23 protein-coding genes are annotated in these 19,056 nt (G+C 40.0%); 20 read left to right on the forward strand and 3 right to left on the reverse strand.

Annotation, left to right across the window (positions count from 1 at the left end; all coding sequences use genetic code 11):
* The first annotated feature begins 30 nt into the window (after positions 1 to 30).
* From O3620_RS06635 to O3620_RS06675, 9 genes are all read left to right on the forward strand, one after another.
* Complete coding sequence (locus O3620_RS06635; protein ID WP_002918833.1) at positions 31 to 330, forward strand: hypothetical protein; 300 nt, start codon at positions 31 to 33, stop codon at positions 328 to 330.
* Entirely contained in the window at positions 330 to 689 is a 360-nt protein-coding gene (locus O3620_RS06640) for a hypothetical protein (RefSeq protein WP_002918834.1), read from the forward strand. Before O3620_RS06635 ends, O3620_RS06640 begins: the two co-directional genes overlap by 1 nt.
* Positions 680 to 2,311 carry an ATP-binding protein gene (locus O3620_RS06645; RefSeq protein WP_002918835.1) on the forward strand — a complete coding sequence of 544 codons (1,632 nt, stop codon included), beginning with the start codon at positions 680 to 682 and terminating at the stop codon, positions 2,309 to 2,311. Before O3620_RS06640 ends, O3620_RS06645 begins: the two co-directional genes overlap by 10 nt.
* Before the next feature lies 1 nt (position 2,312).
* Entirely contained in the window at positions 2,313 to 2,945 is a 633-nt protein-coding gene (locus tag O3620_RS06650; RefSeq protein ID WP_002918839.1) for a hypothetical protein, read from the forward strand.
* Between the two features lie 39 nt (positions 2,946 to 2,984).
* The gene (locus O3620_RS06655) at positions 2,985 to 3,485 is read left to right on the forward strand and encodes a hypothetical protein (RefSeq protein WP_002918841.1); all 501 of its coding nucleotides are present in this window, start codon (positions 2,985 to 2,987) and stop codon (positions 3,483 to 3,485) included.
* Between the two features lie 62 nt (positions 3,486 to 3,547).
* Positions 3,548 to 4,102 (forward strand): hypothetical protein, encoded by a 555-nt coding sequence (locus tag O3620_RS06660; RefSeq protein ID WP_002918842.1) that lies wholly within the window; start codon positions 3,548 to 3,550, stop codon positions 4,100 to 4,102.
* A gap of 97 nt (positions 4,103 to 4,199) precedes the next feature.
* Positions 4,200 to 4,742: a hypothetical protein gene (locus tag O3620_RS06665; protein WP_002918843.1), complete on the forward strand. Its 543-nt coding sequence runs from the start codon at positions 4,200 to 4,202 to the stop codon at positions 4,740 to 4,742.
* The gene (locus O3620_RS06670) at positions 4,739 to 5,284 is read left to right on the forward strand and encodes a hypothetical protein (RefSeq protein WP_002918844.1); all 546 of its coding nucleotides are present in this window, start codon (positions 4,739 to 4,741) and stop codon (positions 5,282 to 5,284) included. Before O3620_RS06665 ends, O3620_RS06670 begins: the two co-directional genes overlap by 4 nt.
* A 31-nt stretch (positions 5,285 to 5,315) precedes the next feature.
* Positions 5,316 to 5,615 (forward strand): DUF4176 domain-containing protein, encoded by a 300-nt coding sequence (locus O3620_RS06675; protein ID WP_268701663.1) that lies wholly within the window; start codon positions 5,316 to 5,318, stop codon positions 5,613 to 5,615.
* A gap of 100 nt (positions 5,616 to 5,715) precedes the next feature.
* On the opposite strand, the gene O3620_RS06680 is transcribed toward O3620_RS06675, so the two are convergent.
* Both O3620_RS06680 and O3620_RS06685 read right to left on the reverse strand, forming a co-directional pair.
* Complete coding sequence (locus O3620_RS06680) at positions 5,716 to 6,264, reverse strand: NADPH-dependent FMN reductase (protein WP_002895223.1); 549 nt, start codon at positions 6,262 to 6,264, stop codon at positions 5,716 to 5,718.
* 85 nt (positions 6,265 to 6,349) lie between these two features.
* Entirely contained in the window at positions 6,350 to 6,796 is a 447-nt protein-coding gene (locus O3620_RS06685; RefSeq protein WP_371601559.1) for a MarR family winged helix-turn-helix transcriptional regulator, read from the reverse strand.
* A gap of 114 nt (positions 6,797 to 6,910) precedes the next feature.
* On the opposite strand from O3620_RS06685, the gene O3620_RS06690 reads away from it, so the two are divergent.
* From O3620_RS06690 to O3620_RS06740, 11 genes are all read left to right on the forward strand, one after another.
* On the forward strand, positions 6,911 to 7,399 hold the full coding sequence (locus O3620_RS06690) for a DUF5590 domain-containing protein (RefSeq protein WP_371601560.1): 489 nt from the start codon (positions 6,911 to 6,913) through the stop codon (positions 7,397 to 7,399).
* Positions 7,396 to 8,577, forward strand: coding sequence for a pyridoxal phosphate-dependent aminotransferase (locus O3620_RS06695; protein ID WP_371601561.1), 1,182 nt, complete (start codon positions 7,396 to 7,398; stop codon positions 8,575 to 8,577). The genes O3620_RS06690 and O3620_RS06695 overlap by 4 nt, the downstream gene beginning before the upstream one ends.
* 250 nt (positions 8,578 to 8,827) lie before the next feature.
* Positions 8,828 to 9,304: a hypothetical protein gene (locus O3620_RS06700; protein ID WP_002918849.1), complete on the forward strand. Its 477-nt coding sequence runs from the start codon at positions 8,828 to 8,830 to the stop codon at positions 9,302 to 9,304.
* 232 nt (positions 9,305 to 9,536) lie between these two features.
* A complete protein-coding gene (locus O3620_RS06705) occupies positions 9,537 to 9,956 on the forward strand; it encodes a hypothetical protein (RefSeq protein WP_223310218.1) in 420 nt (139 codons plus the stop codon).
* 14 nt (positions 9,957 to 9,970) lie between these two features.
* Positions 9,971 to 10,564, forward strand: coding sequence for a hypothetical protein (locus tag O3620_RS06710; protein ID WP_371601562.1), 594 nt, complete (start codon positions 9,971 to 9,973; stop codon positions 10,562 to 10,564).
* A gap of 9 nt (positions 10,565 to 10,573) precedes the next feature.
* Positions 10,574 to 10,924, forward strand: a complete 351-nt coding sequence (locus O3620_RS06715; protein WP_371601563.1) for a hypothetical protein — start codon at positions 10,574 to 10,576, stop codon at positions 10,922 to 10,924.
* A gap of 179 nt (positions 10,925 to 11,103) precedes the next feature.
* The gene (locus O3620_RS06720) at positions 11,104 to 11,469 is read left to right on the forward strand and encodes a VOC family protein (protein WP_002906354.1); all 366 of its coding nucleotides are present in this window, start codon (positions 11,104 to 11,106) and stop codon (positions 11,467 to 11,469) included.
* A gap of 21 nt (positions 11,470 to 11,490) precedes the next feature.
* Positions 11,491 to 12,837 (forward strand): asparagine--tRNA ligase, encoded by a 1,347-nt coding sequence (gene asnS / locus O3620_RS06725; RefSeq protein ID WP_371601564.1) that lies wholly within the window; start codon positions 11,491 to 11,493, stop codon positions 12,835 to 12,837.
* Between the two features lie 155 nt (positions 12,838 to 12,992).
* Positions 12,993 to 14,180, forward strand: coding sequence for an MFS transporter (locus tag O3620_RS06730; RefSeq protein WP_002912686.1), 1,188 nt, complete (start codon positions 12,993 to 12,995; stop codon positions 14,178 to 14,180).
* A 96-nt stretch (positions 14,181 to 14,276) separates the two neighbouring features.
* The gene (locus O3620_RS06735) at positions 14,277 to 16,019 is read left to right on the forward strand and encodes an ABC transporter ATP-binding protein (protein WP_002918856.1); all 1,743 of its coding nucleotides are present in this window, start codon (positions 14,277 to 14,279) and stop codon (positions 16,017 to 16,019) included.
* Positions 16,009 to 17,745, forward strand: coding sequence for an ABC transporter ATP-binding protein (locus tag O3620_RS06740; RefSeq protein ID WP_002918857.1), 1,737 nt, complete (start codon positions 16,009 to 16,011; stop codon positions 17,743 to 17,745). The genes O3620_RS06735 and O3620_RS06740 overlap by 11 nt, the downstream gene beginning before the upstream one ends.
* A gap of 91 nt (positions 17,746 to 17,836) precedes the next feature.
* Here O3620_RS06740 and O3620_RS06745 read toward each other — a convergent pair whose 3' ends face one another.
* Positions 17,837 to 19,045: a hypothetical protein gene (locus O3620_RS06745; RefSeq protein WP_002912683.1), complete on the reverse strand. Its 1,209-nt coding sequence runs from the start codon at positions 19,043 to 19,045 to the stop codon at positions 17,837 to 17,839.
* Positions 19,046 to 19,056: the final 11 nt, after the last annotated feature.

Genomic DNA, 19,056 nt, shown 5'->3' on the forward strand with positions numbered 1-19,056 from the left:
AATTTCCGTGATAAAATTGTTATAAAACAAATGAAGTTTCTAAGGAGTTTCAGAACTATGGGAAAAATCAAGTCGGATACTATTTCCGCTCAGAATGCTATCAGTGAATTGGTTGAGGTAGATACAAGTGACAAGCAAAATCAGCAGGTAGAGTTTAGCTATACTACAGAGATTGCTGGGATGGAAGCGGGTCGTCAGGCATGCAATCAAATGCTGCAGGCTGTCAGTGACTTTAGCTCAGCTGTCCTGACTCAGGCTAATAAATTTCCTGATATAGCTTATAAAATTGAAAAGCGTGATGTAGAGCAGGCGCAACGTTGGAGCAACTGATGATAAAAGATAAAAATCAAGAAAAACGTGAGCAATTACATAAGCAAATCATTCAGCTTGAGAATCAAGAAGAAGATCTTTTAGTTCTCAAAAGACGTTATGAAGAGAAGGTAATGGATTTTCGTACAGATATTTGGACGATGAATGCCCAAATAGAAAATTTGATAGATCCCGTATCAGAGACTAGTTCTACCAATCGTAAAATATGGGAAGAAAACCAAGCCTTGCAGCAAACAATAGATAGCTACGTAGAGCAGGAGTTGGACAATGTTTCCAAACAAACAAGGAAAGTTCAGCAAAAATTAGATGAAAATCGAGAAAAATTGACGAAAGAAATGAACTCTTTACCATGGGAGTAAAGTACAGTGCGTCAGAGTCTTCACAGCTGATGGAGGCCATGTCTAGTAATATTCAAGTGGCCAATGAGGTGACAGACCGATTGTCTCAGGGCTGTGACCACCTGATAGCTACCCTAGACTCTGGAGAACTCATGGGAGCAGCCTACACAGCAGGGAAAGGCCTCTTTTCAGAGATCATCATTCCTGCCATTAAGAAACTGCAGGAAGCAGTGGACGACATTCAAACGGAGTTAAATTCATACAGAGCTGCAGATGCTCAGGTAGCTGAGTACGGAAACCTCGACCTGGATCAGCTGAAGAAGACAAAAGAATTGAGAGAGCAGCAACTAGCCTCTGTCAAAAAGGCTATTGAAGCAAAAGAATCATTCTTAGAGCGCATGAAGTCTATTGCTACATTTAATATCGTTTCTCACATGCAGTCTCTGGTGATTCTCTCTAGTGCAGAGTCGCAAATTGAATCACAAATCAAAGAATTGGAAGAGAAGATTGAAAAGCTGGAGTTCTTTGTCGCTCAAGTCTCCCAATATTTCAGCGATAGTCTAGAAGTTCTTCGTCTAGCTATCCAAGGAGCCAGCCAGCTAAGCCAAGTCCTAGTAGATAGTGATGGAAATTACTCAGTTGATGGTGTAGATATGAGCTGGGCTATTAAAATGAAGGGACAGAAGATTGAGACATACATACCAATAACTAAAAAAGAGAAATTTATTCAAACTATTAGACAACAGTATGGATTTAGTCGAACTGAATCAGAGATATTACTAAATTTATATCAAAAGCTAGAAAAGGAATATGGATCCAAGAAAGCAAATATAGAATTCTTTAAAATAGTTGCATCTTACTCTTATGGTGATAAATCTTATGGAGCTTGGCAAGTGGTCGGTGGATTATATAGCCCGAATGGGGTAAACGGTATAAATGTTGGTATTAATTATAGAATGAAATCTGTTTTGAGAAAATATGGCTTAAAAGATGATGAAATTGATACGATTCAGAAAGCTATTCAGAATCAGCATAATTTTACGGGATTGGAAAATATTGAAGAGGGAGATACAAATGATGAGATAAAAGGGAAACTGAATTTAGCTTCTGAGAAAGCATATGGTCAAGTAAATTATAATAAATTAGACGAGAAGCAGAAAGCAAGAGTTAGAGAGTTACTGTCTCAATTTGGAGGAACCATAGACTATTCCCATATGGCTGCAACTATTTCTGCACATTATACAGGTAATCATTTTATTGAAAATGAAGATGATTTAGCGGGATGGCAAGGTGATGTAGCAGGTACTATGGGACTTCCGCCGAGTCTTGGTAACGATGACTATCGTTCAGATTTAGATGCTGTTAATGTTTATCACAAAATTAAGGATGGGGATAGCCTGGTTGATGTTACAAACTCATACTACGATAGCGTTGAGAGAACATCTGGCTATAGAACTTATGAATTTGTTCAAAATATTGGAGAAGGAGATTACACGAAAGGAATGAAGAAATTAGAAGAAACTTATAATTTATACGTTTCTTCTCATTCTAGTGAACAATCATCAACCTTCGAAAATTTCATGGATGCTATCCAACATTTCCAAAAAGATTTAGATAAACCCAATCCCTCTATCGGAGAGTAAAATGTTAAAAAAAATGAAAAACTATTTTAAAAACAAACCTACTCAAGCTTTCTTAATGCTCATTGTGCTTGTTTGGTCTTTATATGAGATTGGTGCGACTAGTTTAGCTAGCAATTCGGCCTTGACCAAGGAATTCATGCATAGTCGGTATGTTATGGTTTGGCCAATGGTAGATAAGAAGGCAACTCTTTATCACTATGCGGAAGAATGGACTAGTGACGTATTAAATGGAATTATGCATCTAGATTATGAAAATATTAGAATAACTAGTTTTCCTAAAAAATGGGAGAGTGAAGCTGAAATATACTATACTCTGTCTGAAGATAAGTATGCTGATAGAGTATATTTTTTCTTAGATGAACCAATATCCAGAGCCTATACCACAAGTTTAGAGAAAAATTATTATTTGATTTCAAAGAATGCAGCTGTTATTAAAGAGGAAACAGGCAAAACGGTTGAACAGTTAGGTCAAGAAGTGGGACATGCAAGGGAGGAGTTTTTGTCTGCTCTTGGTAAGATGAAAATTCTTCGTTTGGTCTATTTGATTCTTCGTATGATAGTATTGTTGCTGTGTATTAAGTGGTCGGGTCAGCAGAGAAAACGGAAAGAAGATGAAATATTGCAGAATGGATAGAGTCCTAATATGATATGGGGTCTATGAGGAGATTCACAAATGACCTTGAAAAAACAATGGAATTGGAATTTAGGTTGTAGTTTATTGCTTGTTGGAATTCTGGCAGGTAGTATTCTATTTTATCTATGGGCACAAAATCTTGGTAAATTTACCCTTCAACCTAACCAGTCTATTAGCCTGAAAGTCAAACCTCGGACACAAGATGTGGAATATTATTCAGAGTTAATTCTAAAGAAAAATGATAAAAATAAAATAGAATTAAATGGTAGAGAGTATTGGTCTGTAAGTGGTAGTGATTTACATTATGATTTAAGTAATCAAAATGTGTTCAAATGGGTCAGAGATGAGTCGGGAGAGTTGACTGAATCTTATGTAGAAAATAGTGATTTAGCTGATATTTATATAGAAAAATCAAATTTAATTATTCAGTATCAAGGAGAAAAAATTTTTGATGTGACAAACAACAAACCTTACTCCATCACCATCACCAATGTAGACAATAAACCAGTTAAATTTGAGGCTCAAGTGGTAGATAGGTAAAGTTTAGGAAGAATTTGATTTCTCTCAGTCCTAGTTTTTTATTAATATGATGGTATTGAAAAATGAAGAAAACGAAATCTATGGTTATCATAGGCGGCTTTCAAGGTCGAAACATCTTTTATGATGTGAAAAGAAAAAAAGTATATTCTAATAAAGTAAATGAGAGAGTCTTTCCTAATCTCAGATGGTTAGTAATATCCTTTGGAATTCTAGGAAATGCCTTTCTCGTTCAAGTAAACAATATAAAAATTGAATCCCCTATTTTAAGAGTAATTGTTTTGAGTGCGTGTCTTATTCTTATATCTTTGGTTTGTCACTTTGGATTTAAAGATGAGTATTTAGGGCAAAACGTTGAGGCGTTTAATCCCAAATTATATGAACATGTTGGTTGGTTGAATTTTTTAGAAGAAGAGAGAAACCGATTATATATTCTTCTTATTACATTTGTAGTGAGTTCTTTCTTAACTGTTTTTCAAATGAGAGAATATTTGAACGCTCCTACTATGACAAACTTAATAGAAGTTATTGCCTTTTATTTTATATTTTATATGGCAATAGCCAAAAGCAATTTTATGAAAAGAATGACGGCAGTAAAGCAATTGATGAAAAATAAATAAAGAGTTTTAGCTTATAATCTATGGATCAAGGTAATGTATGAACAATTATTGAATGGAAGTGCTATGATTATGAACCGTCTCTACTTGGAGTAAATCAATGAATAAGAATGTATTTTGGTTGGGTAATTTCAGAGATAAAAATATTTTTTATGATAGAAAAACTGGACAACTATACTCTATAGATAAGAAAGAAGAGAAAGCTCCTAATCTCACTTGGGCTATTCTTCCTGCTTCCTTTCTTTTACGAAACATTTATTCAGAAGCAACAGCACCTCAGGTTGCCAGTGTGCCTATCAGAATATTTATTTTGTGTTCGACTATTCTCTGCGTTTTAGTTTTGATAATATTTGTTCTAAGAAATATTAGAAAAGGAACTATGAAAAATTTTAATCAGAAACTTTATTTTGACTGGTCTAATTTTCTTTATAACCAACAAATGCAAAGTAAAGGAATATTGTTTTTTGGGACTATACTATTTTTTACGTCAATTAAATTTATTATTGATTATTATTTTTCAGGAAGCTTCCTTTCTTTTATGGGTATAATTGGTTTTCTCCCGGCATCTGGGCTCATGTTAATAGGAAATAGACCGTTAGAGAAATTGATTATCCTTAAAAGACTGGAAAAGCAATTAAAATGAAGAAAAAAGAATATTTAACCGAACTCTTAGCTTTTCAGGGTAGAAACTATTATTTTGACCCAAAAACTAATAAAATCTATGTCAATGTAGATAGACCAACATTCCATCTGGATCTCACGAATTATGTTCCTGCAGCTAGCATTCTGCTGCTTCATGGATTTACTTCTATTTCGAATAGCCAGTTTTCCTTCCTGTGGAAGTTGATTTCTCTAGTATTGGGTTATATTATTCTTGGGTATTTAGTAGAATTACTTGTGAGAACAAAGAAAGAACTGTCATTTAAAGAGTTTCGCTTTGAAACGCTTCCCATTAAGGACGAATTTTTATATATTTTTAGTCGAAATGTATATGCGAAGCTTGTATTCGGTTTGTTTTTTACCTTTTTTGCAATTTATCATGCAACTGAGTATCTAAGCAGAGGTGTCTATGTCTCTTATTTGTTAAGTGATATTGGCTTCTTGATTGTTTATTTTTGTCTCATAAGATCCCATTTATTCAAACAGATAAAAGTTCTAAAAAGATTAAAAAAGAAGAATACTTAGAATTCGAGAAGATTTTTAAAGGAGGTTTCTAATGTCCAAGTTACTACCGATAGGGAGTGTTGTCCAACTTAAAAATGGACAAGTAAAAATTATGATTATTAACCGTTATCCTCTATATAATAATAAGGGTGAAATTGGTTATTTAGACTATTCCGGTTGTGTATATCCTTTTGGTATGACGGATAATCAAGCTTGCTTTTTTAACCAAGAAGATATTGAAAAAGTTTGGTTTGAGGGGTATATAGATGAATCAGAAGAGAAAATGCTAGCAAAAATAGAAGATAAATTATCTCAAATTCCTTATCCTAAATATTCTTTAGCTGATTTATAATACCTGTTCCTGTCAGTAAAGTATTCTAAAAACCCCTCGCAATTATTTGCGGGGGGTTAGTGTCTTATAAGTTTTCTTTTCTTTTTATAATCTTCTCTTTTTAGTTAAGGGCTGCTAAAAGAGCATCAGCCTGTGCTGAGAGTTCAGCAAGTTTGTCTTCTGCGACAGTCAGTTGACCAGTTCCCCATGCTTCTGGGTTGATACCAACACCTGTGAATGGTTCTACCACATTCATACGGATGAAAGGCAGTAGGCTGCGATAGTGCTTGAATACTTCGTCTGGCGATGTGCCGTTAGCTACAGATGAAACAGTAACAACCTTAGCATTCAGAGCAGATGGGCCAGTTGGATCTGACAGATCCAAAGCGCGTGAAGCCCAGTCCAAGAGGTTTTTCACTACTCCTGGAATAGCCCAGTTGTAGACAGGTGAGAAAATCCAGATGGCATCAGCGGCCAAAATTTCTTCACGAACCTTAGCAACAGCAGCTGGAGCAGGACTTTCGATGTCTTGGTTGAAGAATGGTACATCTTTGTAATCAAGATATGAAACCTCTGCCTTACCAGCCAAAGCTTTTTCAGCTTGCTCAGCCAATTGGTGGTTGAAAGAACCTTGACGAAGCGAGCCGACGATGAATAATACTTTAGACATTGCATTGTCTCCTTTTTTATAAAATAAAGAGAAATTTCTCTTGTTACAATATATGTTACAACATTAATTACTAGTTAGCAATTATTTAGCTCAATTTTTTGAAATTTTTTAAAATACGAATCAAATCCTGCTTATCTTCCTCTTCAAAAATAGAAAGAGTTTGCTGGATATTTTTGATATGGTCAGGTAGGGCGGCTTCAATTTTAGCTTTACCTTGTTTCGTCAGACCAATCAAAAAAGCCCGGCGGTCATTTGGGTCGCAGGTGCGGACAATCCAGCCGTCGCGTTCCATATTTTTGATGACGACAGTCATGTTGCCAGAAGTAGCCAATATGCGGTCAATCAGATCCTGAATACGCAGTTCCCCTTTGCTGTACAAGGTTTCTAAGACGGAAAACTGAGTAGGAGTCAAATCATGCTTTTTAAAAATCTGGGCTTCAATGGCACGGATGGTTCTTGCTGCCTTGTGAAAGACAATCATGGTTTTCAAATCAAGCAGAGTTTCTTTGCTTAAATCGTCTGTAATCTTCATAACAATATTTTACCAATAAATAGTATCATATGCAAGGATATTGCTTTAGAATTTTGAGAATATTCTCATCAAAAAAAGATAGAAAAATAGGAGTATTTGTAGTATAATGACGGAGTGAAATATAAAAATAGAAATAAAGCCAGTTTTCCAATTTGGCAGTACCTTATCGGTATTTTTATCGTTCTCAGCGTTCTTGTCTTTTCATTTTTTGCAGTTTTGCAAGTATCTATGCAGCCGAGACAGTCGGCTAAGGAAGCAAGCAGACGCTTGGCCAAGGAATACGCAGATCTTGAAAAAGTTGATTCTTTTGCCATCTACAATGGGCAGGAATCTTACTACAGTCTGCTTGGTAAGACTAGTAAAGGTGTCGAAAAAGCTGTTTTGATTGCTAAAGATTCCAATGAGATTCGGGTCTATCGACTGGACGAAGGCGTCAGTCAGACAGAGGCGGAGAGCATTGCCAAGGAAAATGGAGCAGGAACTATTGATAAGGTGACCATGGGCTATTTTAAAGATCAGCTCATCTGGGAAGTCAAGTCGGGAGGCACCTACTACCTGATTGGTTTTGAAAGCAGACAGTTGGTCAGCAAGGAGGGACTATGAAATTATCAAATCGTGTCTTAAAGATGGAAGAAAGCGTGACTCTGGCAACAGCAGCGCGTGCTAAGGCTTTGAAAGCACAGGGGCGGGATATTCTGTCTCTGACTCTGGGAGAGCCTGATTTTCCGACGCCTAAGAATATCCGAGATGCGGCTGTGGCTGCCATTGAGGATGGGCGTGCTAGCTTTTATACGGTGACTAGCGGTTTGCCAGAGCTAAAAGAAGCAGTGGTAGAGTATTTTGCCAACTATTACGGCTACACAATCCAGCCGAATCAAGTGACGGTGGCAACCGGAGCTAAGTTCTCCCTCTATACCTTCTTTATGAGTGTGCTCGACCCAGGGGATGAAGCTATCATTCCGACGCCTTATTGGGTTAGTTACGGTGACCAGATTAAGATGGCCGAGGGGACTCCTGTTTTTGTCCAAGCTACTGAAGAAAATAATTTCAAGGTAACGGTGGAACAGTTAGAAGCTGCTCGTACTGACAAGACTAAGGTCTTGGTTTTGAACTCGCCGTCCAATCCGACGGGTATGATTTATACAGCGGATGAGCTGTGGGCGATTGGGAACTGGGCTGTGGAGCATGATATTCTGATTTTGGCAGATGACATCTATGGACGTCTGGTTTATAACGGTAATAAATTTACGCCAATTTCCAGTCTGTCTGAGGAGATTCGCAAGCAGACGGTGGTCATCAATGGTGTCTCTAAGAGCTACTCCATGACAGGCTGGCGGATTGGCTATGCAGTTGGTGAGCCAGAGATTATAGCAGCTATGAGTAAGATTGCAGGTCAGACGACTTCTAACCCAACAGCAGCGGCTCAATATGCAGCTATCGAAGCGCTGACTGGCAGCCAGGAAACGGTCGAGACGATGCGTCAGGCCTTTGAAGAACGTCTCAATACCATCTATCCTCTCTTGGCTCAAGTGCCAGGTTTTGAAGTGGTCAAGCCACAAGGGGCCTTCTATCTCTTTCCAAATGTCAAGAAAGCCATGGAAATGAAAGGTTATACAGATGTGACCGAATTTACGACAGCAATTTTAGAAGAAGTTGGTGTAGCTCTGGTGACCGGAGCAGGCTTCGGTGCTCCAGAAAATGTCCGTCTTAGCTATGCGACAGATTTGGAAACACTCAAAGAAGCCGTTCAGCGCCTGCAGCAATTTATGGAGAGTAAATAGAGCTCTCAATCTTACACTACTTTCGAAGATTTATGAACAATAGATAAGGACGGACTCAGAGTTCGTCCTTTTCAATTCCCCTCAACTGCACTGGCAAATAATTTGACAAAATGGTAAAATAATATAGAATTCATAAAATCGCTTTCATATTTTCTGGTCGAATTGAGAAGATTTTGTTCAGAAAATAAAAGCTGGGAGCAGTTAGAATTTAGTTGCTATGCTTTCTAAATAAGTGTGAAAGGAGAAGGATATGAAACGACATTTATTTTTCTTATTCATGGCAGTCAGTTTGGTTTTATTGGCTGCTTGTTCTGTTGTTGATTCAGAGCAAGGGTGGACCACAATTTCCCAGTCTAAGACGGATGAACCAAGCTACAGCTTACAAGCAAAAGATAATCACTATCGTATCCACTATTATGAGAATTCTTCGGCCCGTAAGGATTGGTACTTGAATAATTACCAGCCAGCTTTAAATTTAAAGATGCGAACTTTGAATAGTGAGCAATTAAAAAATACTGAAGGGGGATCTGTAAAGCAGGAACTTTCTGGGACGGGCTATGCGGATTTTACGATGGTTTATGAGACTCGCTATAATCCTCAGATTGAGCGAACCTATTTTAAAGTACATATTGAAGTTAATGATAAGGGAGATGTAGACACTAAGAAAAGCAGCATGACTTACTGGAAGACGGAAGAAGAGGTAAAGGATAATCCGCCTGTTGATTAAAAAGCAGCTATCAATGGCAGATTAACTAAGTATAAGTCACTTTCTGATAGGAAACACCAGACGACTTAAAAATTTGAGGAGTATTTAGTTGAAGACGAGGGTGTTTCGGTGTATAATAAAAGAAGTCCATTTGGTCTAGCCCTGCATTCTATTGACTTGCAGTGTGTTCCTCATGGTCTTTTTACTTAAGTAATAATAGGGATGAAGATTATTTTGTACAAAAGGAGATAAAATGGGTTTTATCAGAAAGGAAATAGGGGAAAGAGAGAAGAAGCTTCTCGAGGATTTTTCTATTGAAGAAAAAGAACTGGCTTTGCCATTTTTACTAGAGGATGAGAAGAGAGGAATTTTTCTCTGTGTCAAGCAATTTCGTATCGGGGAAGGGAAATATCAGGTCTTAGCCATGATTCTCGGTGGCCACTTGCTTGAATTTCGCCTAGAAGAAGAGCGGGCCGATAGATATCCAGTTCGCAATGAGGAAGATCAAAGTGTAAAAGGTCTATCAACAGAAACAATCTCCCAGCTTGTGATTCCCAAGGTTTTAAAAGGACGAGAGGACAAGATCATAACAGTGATTCAACATGCCCTGTCGCAGATTAACCCTTATTATGATACAAAGATAAGGGAAGTAAACCACGTGGAGTACAGATAAAGAGGAGATAGGATATGGGATTATTAGAAAAGTGTCTGGATTTTTTCCCGACTAGGCGGGCTGTCAGTGACATAGAAGAAGAGATGACTTGGGAGGAAGAATATACTCCTAAAAGAGTTCATCTCAAAGAAGTCAGTAGTAGCACTCAGAAGGAGACTGAGGGAGCAGTATCTCTTCCCCAAGAAGGAAGTTGGAAGTTCGTGCACGAGATGATTTCTGAAGAAGGGATTGAGATTTTAAAGAAGGCTGGGATTGATGACGAGCTAGTTTTTGAGACGGGCGACTGGGTCGCCGATCATGATTGGGGGATTTACCTGGTCCTTTATCGCTTTGGTGGCAGAACCAACTGGAAGAAGACTTATAAGCTAATCTTGCAAGGACAGGTGATTGAATTTAAGACCAAGACCATTTTTCATCAGCAGGATTTTTCTTATGAAGATGGGGAATTCATCAAGGGAGTGATTGTTAAAAATGTCTCCAATATGCTTCTGCCCTTAGCTTTCGAAGGTCAACAGCAGCGGGTGCTCCATATCATTCAAGCAGCTCTGTCAGCAGCTAGCCCAAGCTATGATACGGTCATTTACAGGGCGAACTTTGATTTGGTTTAGGAGTGGAAGATGATATATATTACAAGAGAAGATGTTTTGACTTGGCTGGACAAACATGAGCCAGTGGTCAATCGTCAGAAGGATATTGCGGCTTTTCATAAAGAACTGTCGTTTCGCCTGCAAAGAATGGACTTTCGACCGTCTACCAGTTCCAAAAATCCTCAGAGAGATGTTTGTGAAGACCCTGACCAAGAGCTCACTGTAGCCTTTACTCAGGACGGGGAGGGGAATTATGCGACGATTGACCAGAGTCCAGGAGGTCAGATTCTCAGTGATCAGCGCTTTAAGATGGCTTTGAAAAAAGTCTTGAACTATGATGATGACATGGTTGATCGACTGCTATATGGAACAAAAAATTAGTCCTCTTATTAAGAGAGAGTTATCCACCAGCCTTTAAGAGGCTGGTTTTTTAATTTTTCTGAGATTTAGACTCTTCAAGGATAGCTATTGCAATCGCTTTATGGTAAAATATAGAACAGATGTCCAAAAGATTTGTCTTGAAATAAAGTGACATTTAGCAACCAATCTAGGAGGCAGATATGATTGATCATTTTGAGATAAAGGTCAGGAATCTACAAATTTCAAAAGACTTTTATACAAGTTTTCTTTCTCCTCTAGGCTACAAATTGGCTTTTAGAAGTAGTTCTCTACTCAGTTTTGTTGCTCCCAACAGCCCACATCCTGGTGGAGATTTTTGGTTGGGAGAGGGAGAGCAGTCTCCGATTCACTTTGCTTTTTTGGCAGAAAACCATGAGCAGGTTCAAGCTTGTTATGAGGCTGGTTTAAAGGCAGGGGGAAAAGACAACGGTGCGCCAAATTATCGGGGGAACCTTTCGTCATATTATGCAGCCTTTGTCTTGGATCCAGATGGTAATAATGTCGAGGCAGTCTGTCATAAAGAATAAAAAATAGAAAAGAGAAAAAACGTGTCAAAGAAAATCGTAACAATTATTGATGTGAAAAATTATGTTGGTCAAGAAGTGACCATCGGTGCTTGGGTTGCCAATAAGTCAGGTAAGGGTAAGATTGCTTTCTTGCAGCTGCGTGACGGAACAGCCTTCTTCCAAGGGGTGGCCTTCAAGCCTAACTTCATCGAGAAATTTGGCGAAGAAGAAGGATTGGCGAAGTTTGATACGATTAAAAAGCTTAGCCAAGAAACTTCTGTCTATGTGACAGGGATTGTCAAGGAAGACGAGCGCTCAAAATTTGGCTATGAGCTGGACATCACCGATATCGAAATCATCGGTGAGTCAAATGACTATCCAATCACGCCGAAAGAACATGGAACGGACTTCCTCATGGACAACCGTCATTTGTGGCTGCGTTCTCGTAAGCAAGTAGCTATGATGCAAATCCGCAATGCCATCATCTACGCTACCTATGAATTCTTTGACAAGAATGGCTTTATGAAGTTTGACAGCCCAATCTTGTCAGGAAATGCAGCAGAAGACTCAACTGAGCTCTTTGAAACAGACTACTTCGGAACTCCAGCATACTTGAGTCAGTCAGGTCAGCTTTATCTGGAAGCAGGTGCCATGGCTCTTGGTCGTGTCTTTGACTTCGGTCCTGTATTCCGTGCCGAAAAATCAAAAACCCGTCGTCATTTGACTGAGTTCTGGATGATGGATGCGGAGTATTCATACTTGACGCATGATGAGTCACTCGACTTGCAAGAAGCTTATGTTAAAGCCTTGATTCAAGGTGTTCTTGACCGTGCTCCTCAAGCTTTGGAAACACTGGAACGTGATGTGGAACTTTTGAAACGCTATATTGCAGAGCCTTTCAAGCGTGTTAGCTATGATGAAGCGATTGATCTCTTGCAAGCCCATGAAAATGATGAGGATGCTGACTATGAGCATCTGGAACATGGTGATGACTTTGGTTCTCCACATGAAACATGGATTTCAAACCACTTTGGAGTACCTACTTTTGTCGTGAACTACCCAGCAGCTATCAAGGCTTTCTACATGAAGCCTGTTCCTGGAAATCCAGACCGTGTCCTTTGTGCAGACTTGCTTGCACCAGAAGGCTATGGCGAAATCATCGGTGGTTCTATGCGTGAGGAGGACTACGATGCTCTTGTTGCTAAAATGAATGCACTGGGTATGGATACGACAGAATATGAATTCTACCTTGATCTTCGTAAGTATGGAACAGTTCCGCACGGTGGATTCGGTATCGGTATCGAGCGTATGGTAACCTTTGTGGCAGGGACCAAGCATATCCGTGAAGCCATCCCATTCCCACGTATGCTGCACCGTATTAAACCATAAATCAATGAAAACGCCCATGTGGCGTTTTTTCAACAGTAAACTATGAAATAATCCAAAAACAGAATTTTAGAGAAAGAAGAGGTAGGAGTCATGTAAACAGCAGATCAACAAGTGATAAAGGATGACATTAAAAAACACTTGTTAAAGGAGAAAATATGTTTAAAAGAAGTTATCGGAAAAATATCGGTCTTATGGCCGGAGTTGAATTTTTTGCCTTTCTAGGCATTACCAGTTTTTGGATTTTATTTCTAAGTCAAAATGGCATGTCCCTCTGGCAGATTGGGCTTTTGGAAAGTATCTTTCATGCGACTAGCGTCATTTGTGAGATTCCTTCTGGGATGTTGGCGGATCGCTTTTCCTACAAGACCAATTTGTATCTGAGCCGGATAGCTGGGATTGTGTCTTCTGTTCTCATGTTGGCCGGGCAGGGGAACTTTTGGATTTATGCTCTGGCTATGGTGATTAGTGCTTGGTCTTATAATTTTGATTCGGGGACAAGCGCAGCCATGGTCTATGATTCGTCTGTGGAGGCCGGACTCAAGGAACGTTACCTATCCATCTCCAGCTTTATGTCTGGAGTGGCTGAAGCGACCCGATCTTTGGGAACGGTCTGGGCCGGATTTTTTGTCCATGGACAATTGCATCTGACCTACTATATCATGATTGGTACCTCTATCATCGTTCTTTTCTTGACCTGGATGTTGAAGGAGCCAAGTGTTAAAGCAGAGAAAGCAGAACGTCTGACCATGAAAAAGATTATCTGGGCTGTCAAAGAGGAGTTGCATAGGAATCCCAGTCTATTTACCTGGATGATTCTGTCGCAAATCATCTGCACCTTGATGTGTATGTTTTATTTTTATTATCAAAATCAATTGCCTGACTTAAAAGATTGGCAGATTTCGGTAGTCATGCTGATTGGCAGTGCTTTGAATATCTTAGCAGTCTATCTGGCGAGTGTGATTGGAAAGAAGTATTCTGCCTTGAAACTCTTTCCTTCGGTGGTCCTTCTAACTGGAGCAAGCTACCTGCTGTCCTATTTTGGAACGCCAATCATCTATATTTTGATTTATCTAATCAGCAACGCCTTGTATGCTCTTTTCCAGCCGATTTTTGACAATGATTTGCAAAAGCAGCTGCCAAGTAAAGTACGGGCGACCATGCTCAGTGTCTATTCTATGATGTTCAGCCTGAGTATGATTGTCATCTTCCCCGTGACAGGCTGGTTGATTGATTATTTTGGCTTTGACTGGACTTTTATAGTGTTAGGCGGCTTATTATTAGCAACGACACCATTTTTGTATATGGGTCTAAAGAAAATAAGCCAGAACTTACAAGAAGTCTAATATCAATGTTCTCTTTCTGCTGGTCAGAAGGAGAATATTTTTTACCCTTTGAAAATTATGGTAAAATAAATACAGTTTAATGGAGAAGTAGGCGGTATGAAAGATTTATTGAAATATTTCAAGGGATACATCAGGGAGTCTTTGTTAGGGCCCTTGTTCAAGCTCTTGGAGGCCAGTTTTGAACTCTTGGTTCCGATTTTGATTGCGGGAATTGTGGACGAGACCATTCCTAGACACGACAGCTCCCATCTTTACTGGATGGTTTTTCTTTTGATGGGCTTGGCTGCGCTGGGTGTGGTGGTAGCAGTGGTGGCCCAGTATTATTCGTCAAAGGCGGCAGTAGGCTTTACTCGCCAGATGACAGGTGACCTCTATCAAAAAATCCTGCGCTTGCCCAAGGCTAGTCGGGATGAGCTGACAACCTCTAGCTTGGTGACTCGGCTGACGAGCGACACCTATCAAATCCAGACGGGCATCAATCAATTTCTTCGTCTCTTTCTGAGGGCGCCTATCATCGTTTTTGGCTCCATCATCATGGCCTTTACTATCAGTCCGGTCATTACCTTATGGTTCTTGCTCATGGTGGCAATTTTAACGACTATTATCGTTTTCATGTCTCGTCTGATGAACCCTCTCTATGCTAAGATTCGCCAGCTGACAGATCAATTGGTCAATTTGACGCGTGAGCAGCTGCAGGGCATGCGGGTTATACGAGCTTTCGGTCAGACCCAGCGCGAAGTTCAGGCCTTTCGCAATCGCAACGAGCTCTATAAAACCTGGCAAATCAGGACGGGAGCTCTGGCTAGTTTGATTAGTCCTCTGACCTTTCTCACAGTCAATGGTACTCTGATTGCTGTGATTTGGCAGGGGAATGCTTTTATTGGCAAAGGTTTGCTGACCCAAGGGATGCTAGTGGCCTTGGTCAATTATTTATTGCAAATTTTGGTGGAATTGCTCAAGCTGGCTATGCTGGTCAATTCACTCAATCAAAGCTATATCAGTGCAGGTCGTATCAGTCAGGTATTCGAGCAAGCAGAAGAAGATGTCCTGCAGGAATTAGTGCAGGAAACAGCTCTGCCGAATCAAGCTATTAAAGCTCACGAAGTTAGCTTTTCCTACCCTAATGCAGCTAGTCCAGCCTTGACAGGTTTGACTTTTGATTTGAAAAGAGGTCAGACTTTGGGTGTTATTGGCGGGACAGGTTCAGGGAAGTCTACTCTGGTTCAGCTGCTGGCTCATCTTTATCCTGTGGCTGCTGGTCAGTTGACCATCTTTTCCCAAGGACTCAGTCCTAAAAATCTCAGAGAATGGCGGTCTTGGATTAGTCTGGTGCCTCAGAAGGCGGAGCTTTTCCAAGGAACTGTTCGTTCCAATCTGACTTTAGGATTGTCAAACAAGCCAACAGACGCAGACTTGTGGCAGGCTTTAGAGATTGCTCAGGCGGCGGACTTTGTCTCTCAGAAGGAAGGTGGCTTGGATGCGACTGTAGAGGCCTTCGGCCGGAATTTTTCTGGCGGTCAGCGTCAGCGTTTAACCATTGCCAGAGCTGTCTTGCGGAGGGCGCCTTTCTTGGTTTTAGATGATGCAACCTCTGCTTTGGACTATCTGACAGAGGCTAGACTCTTGCAGGCTATTAAGAATGAATTGACTGAGACCAGTTTGGTCTTGATCTCTCAGCGGACCAATAGCTTGCGCTCAGCGGATCAAATTTTAGTCCTAGATAAGGGAGAACAGGTGGCTCTTGGTCGCCATGAGGAACTCTTAGCTAGCTCTGCTATTTACCGAGAAATTCATCACTCACAGCATAGTCAAGGAGAGGAGGGAAAGCATGAAGCATAAGACATCACCTAGTAGCTTGAGGCGTTTGGCTCGAGATTTGCTGCAGGCGCGCTGGCTCTTTCTTCTAGCTAGTCTGGGAACGATGGCTCAAGTGGCTCTGACTGTTCTTCTCCCAGTTTTTATCGGGAATGCGGTAGATAGTGTTCTTCTCCCTCATGCGGAGCAGCATGTGATGCCGATTTTGGGTCAGATTCTGTTGGTTATCTTAGCCAATACGCTGATTCAGTGGCTCAATCCCTTGCTCTATAATCAGCTGGTCTATCGCTATAGCCAGCAGCTCCGACAGGGTGTTATCAAGAAAGTTCATTATTTGCCTTTAGCTTATCTGGATCGGCAGGGAACCGGAGACTTGGTTAGTCGGGTGACGACGGACTTGGAGCAGCTCAGCAATGGCCTACTTATGGTTTTCAATCAATTTTTTGTGGGTTTGCTGACAATCTTAGTGACCATCATTAGCATGGCCAGATTGGACTTTTTCCTCCTGCTTTTGGTTCTGCTTTTGACGCCCCTTTCTCTCTTCTTAGCTCGCTTTATTGCTAGAAAGAGTTTTAGCTTTTTCCAACATCAGACGCAGGCGAGGGGAGCTCAGACCCAGCTGATTGAGGAAAGTCTGACCCAGGAGAGTTTGATTCAAGTATTTAATGCTCAGGAGCAGTTTGATACAGCTTTTACTCGCAGTAATCAAACCTATGCAGACTATTCTCAGGCGGCTATTTTCTATTCTTCGACAGTCAATCCTTCGACTCGTTTTATCAATGCCCTGATCTATGCTTTGATTGTGGGCTTTGGGGCTGTCCGAATCATTCAGGGAACAGGTTTTACGGTTGGGCAGCTGGTAACTTTTCTCAACTACGTCAACCAGTACACCAAGCCTTTCAATGATATATCGTCAGTCATGTCGGAATTGCAGAGCGCTTTAGCTTGTGCGGAGCGGATTTACAGCGTTTTGGACCAAGAAGAAATAGCGGAGCCTGGTCAGGAAATTCTTCAGTCTGAAGATGTCAAAGGACAGATTAGTTTTGAGCATGTGGCTTTTGGCTATGAGCCTGGAAAAGAGCTGATTCAGGATTTGAATATAAGGATTCCAGCAGCTAGCAAGGTCGCAATTGTCGGGCCAACTGGTGCGGGCAAGTCTACTTTAATCAATCTCCTCATGCGCTTTTACAATGTTGATAGTGGCCTTATTTCTTTAGACGGTACTCCCATCACGCATTACACCAGATCCTCTTATCGTCAGCAGTTCGGTATGGTACTGCAAGAGACTTGGCTCAAGACGGCGACCATTCATGACAACATAGCTTTTGGCCGGCCAGACGCCAGCCGAGAAGAGGTTATTGCAGCTGCCAAGGAGGCCAATGCTCATTTCTTTATCCAGCAACTGCCTCAGGGGTATGATACCTACTTGGCAGATGCAGGGGACTCCTTGTCTCAAGGTCAGCGGCAGCTCTTAACCATCGCGCGCGTCTTTCTCGCTATTCCTAAAATTCTAATCTTGGATGAGGCGACTTCCTCCATTGATACCCGGACAGAAGTCTTGATTCAGGAGGCTTTCAGCAAGCTCATGGTGGGTCGTACTAGCTTCATCATTGCCCATCGCCTGTCCACTATTCAAAATGCTGACATCATCCTCGTCATGGTAGATGGTGATATCGTCGAACATGGTAATCATCAGGAGCTCATGGCAGCCAGAGGTGTTTATTACCAAATGCAGACGGCGCAGGAGTAGAAGGAAGAGCTTTATTAAAGTTCACAGATTGATGATAAACAAAACTAAAAGAGTTGGAAATTCCAACTCTTTTTGCTTATAGACTATAGTACTATGAAACAATAAAATAAATATTCTCATTGTCTATACATACATCTGATGTATGGTTGTAGATTTGGTTCAGTTCATTGAGCCTATCAATAAAAACAGATGTTTTAGCATTTTCTAATTTTTTGAATGATTTAATTATATCTTTTTCCATTTTCTTTGCGCTTTTATTTAGCTCTTCTCCGCCGTCTTGGAGAAATTCATCTACAGGGCTGTCCTTGATAAAAGGAATATTTCCTAAGAAACCGCCTATTGCTTTGCTTGCTTCTCCTACACCTTTCAATACATTGGATTCAATAGAGGATTCGCTCATTTTTTCTAAATAATTTAGACATTTTGTAAACATGGCAGAATAGACAGAAGAAAGTTTTTCGATTTCTTCTTTGATAGATAATATATTTTTTTCAGCTAAATTTCCACTGAGCATAATTTCGATATAAGATGCCAGTGAATAGGTGTATAGAGATAAGCTGTAGTATTTAAATTTCTTACTAATTTTTTTCTTAGCTGATGAAACTTCTGATTGGATGATAAGAAGAGGGTTAGACTTTAAATCTTCTTCTAATTTTTTTTGGTAGGAAGTCATTTGCTGTCTCGCACTTCTCTGAATATCCATTACCATTTTATGGCTACTGGAGACGAAGTGGCTATTGTCCCAATTATGCTTATATTTCCTAATTAAATCCATCAATGTCTCGGCATCGGCTTCAATTGAGGACTCTTTTTCGGTTTCTAAAAATGATAAAATTTGTTTCTCAAGTTCAACAATATTGTCTAATCTTTTCTCAACAGAATATAAGAGTGCAGCGACAATGATAACTTGTGGTTGAATCATCAATCCTTCATTTGCAAGTTCACTTATTTCTTGAAGTTGGACAAATTTCGAGCCTCCATCTGCTTTTCGCAGAGCTCCCCAGTAGTTACCATTTTTTGCCTTTTTTAAGGTATCGCCAGCAGTTTTATTAACAATGCGATAGGCTTTTTCGCCATTATTTCCTTGGACAACTTTTGTCAAATTAGGGATAAGAGAAGCTACAGTAGTTCCTAATTCTGACAATTCAATAATTGGTAACTTCATTGTAGTTGGTTGTTCAATTTCAGAACGAGTTTGTAAAAGTATCTGATCTGTGAGTTCAACGAATTGGGTTTGTTCGTTAAAAATCTCCTTTTTGTTAAGTGTGTTTTCAGCAGCAATATTTATGATATCTCCCATGTTTAAAACCT

Origin of the sequence: Streptococcus sp. 27098_8_134 (assembly GCF_041431675.1) — a bacterium.
GTDB classification, from domain to species: Bacteria; Bacillota; Bacilli; order Lactobacillales; family Streptococcaceae; genus Streptococcus; species Streptococcus sanguinis_R.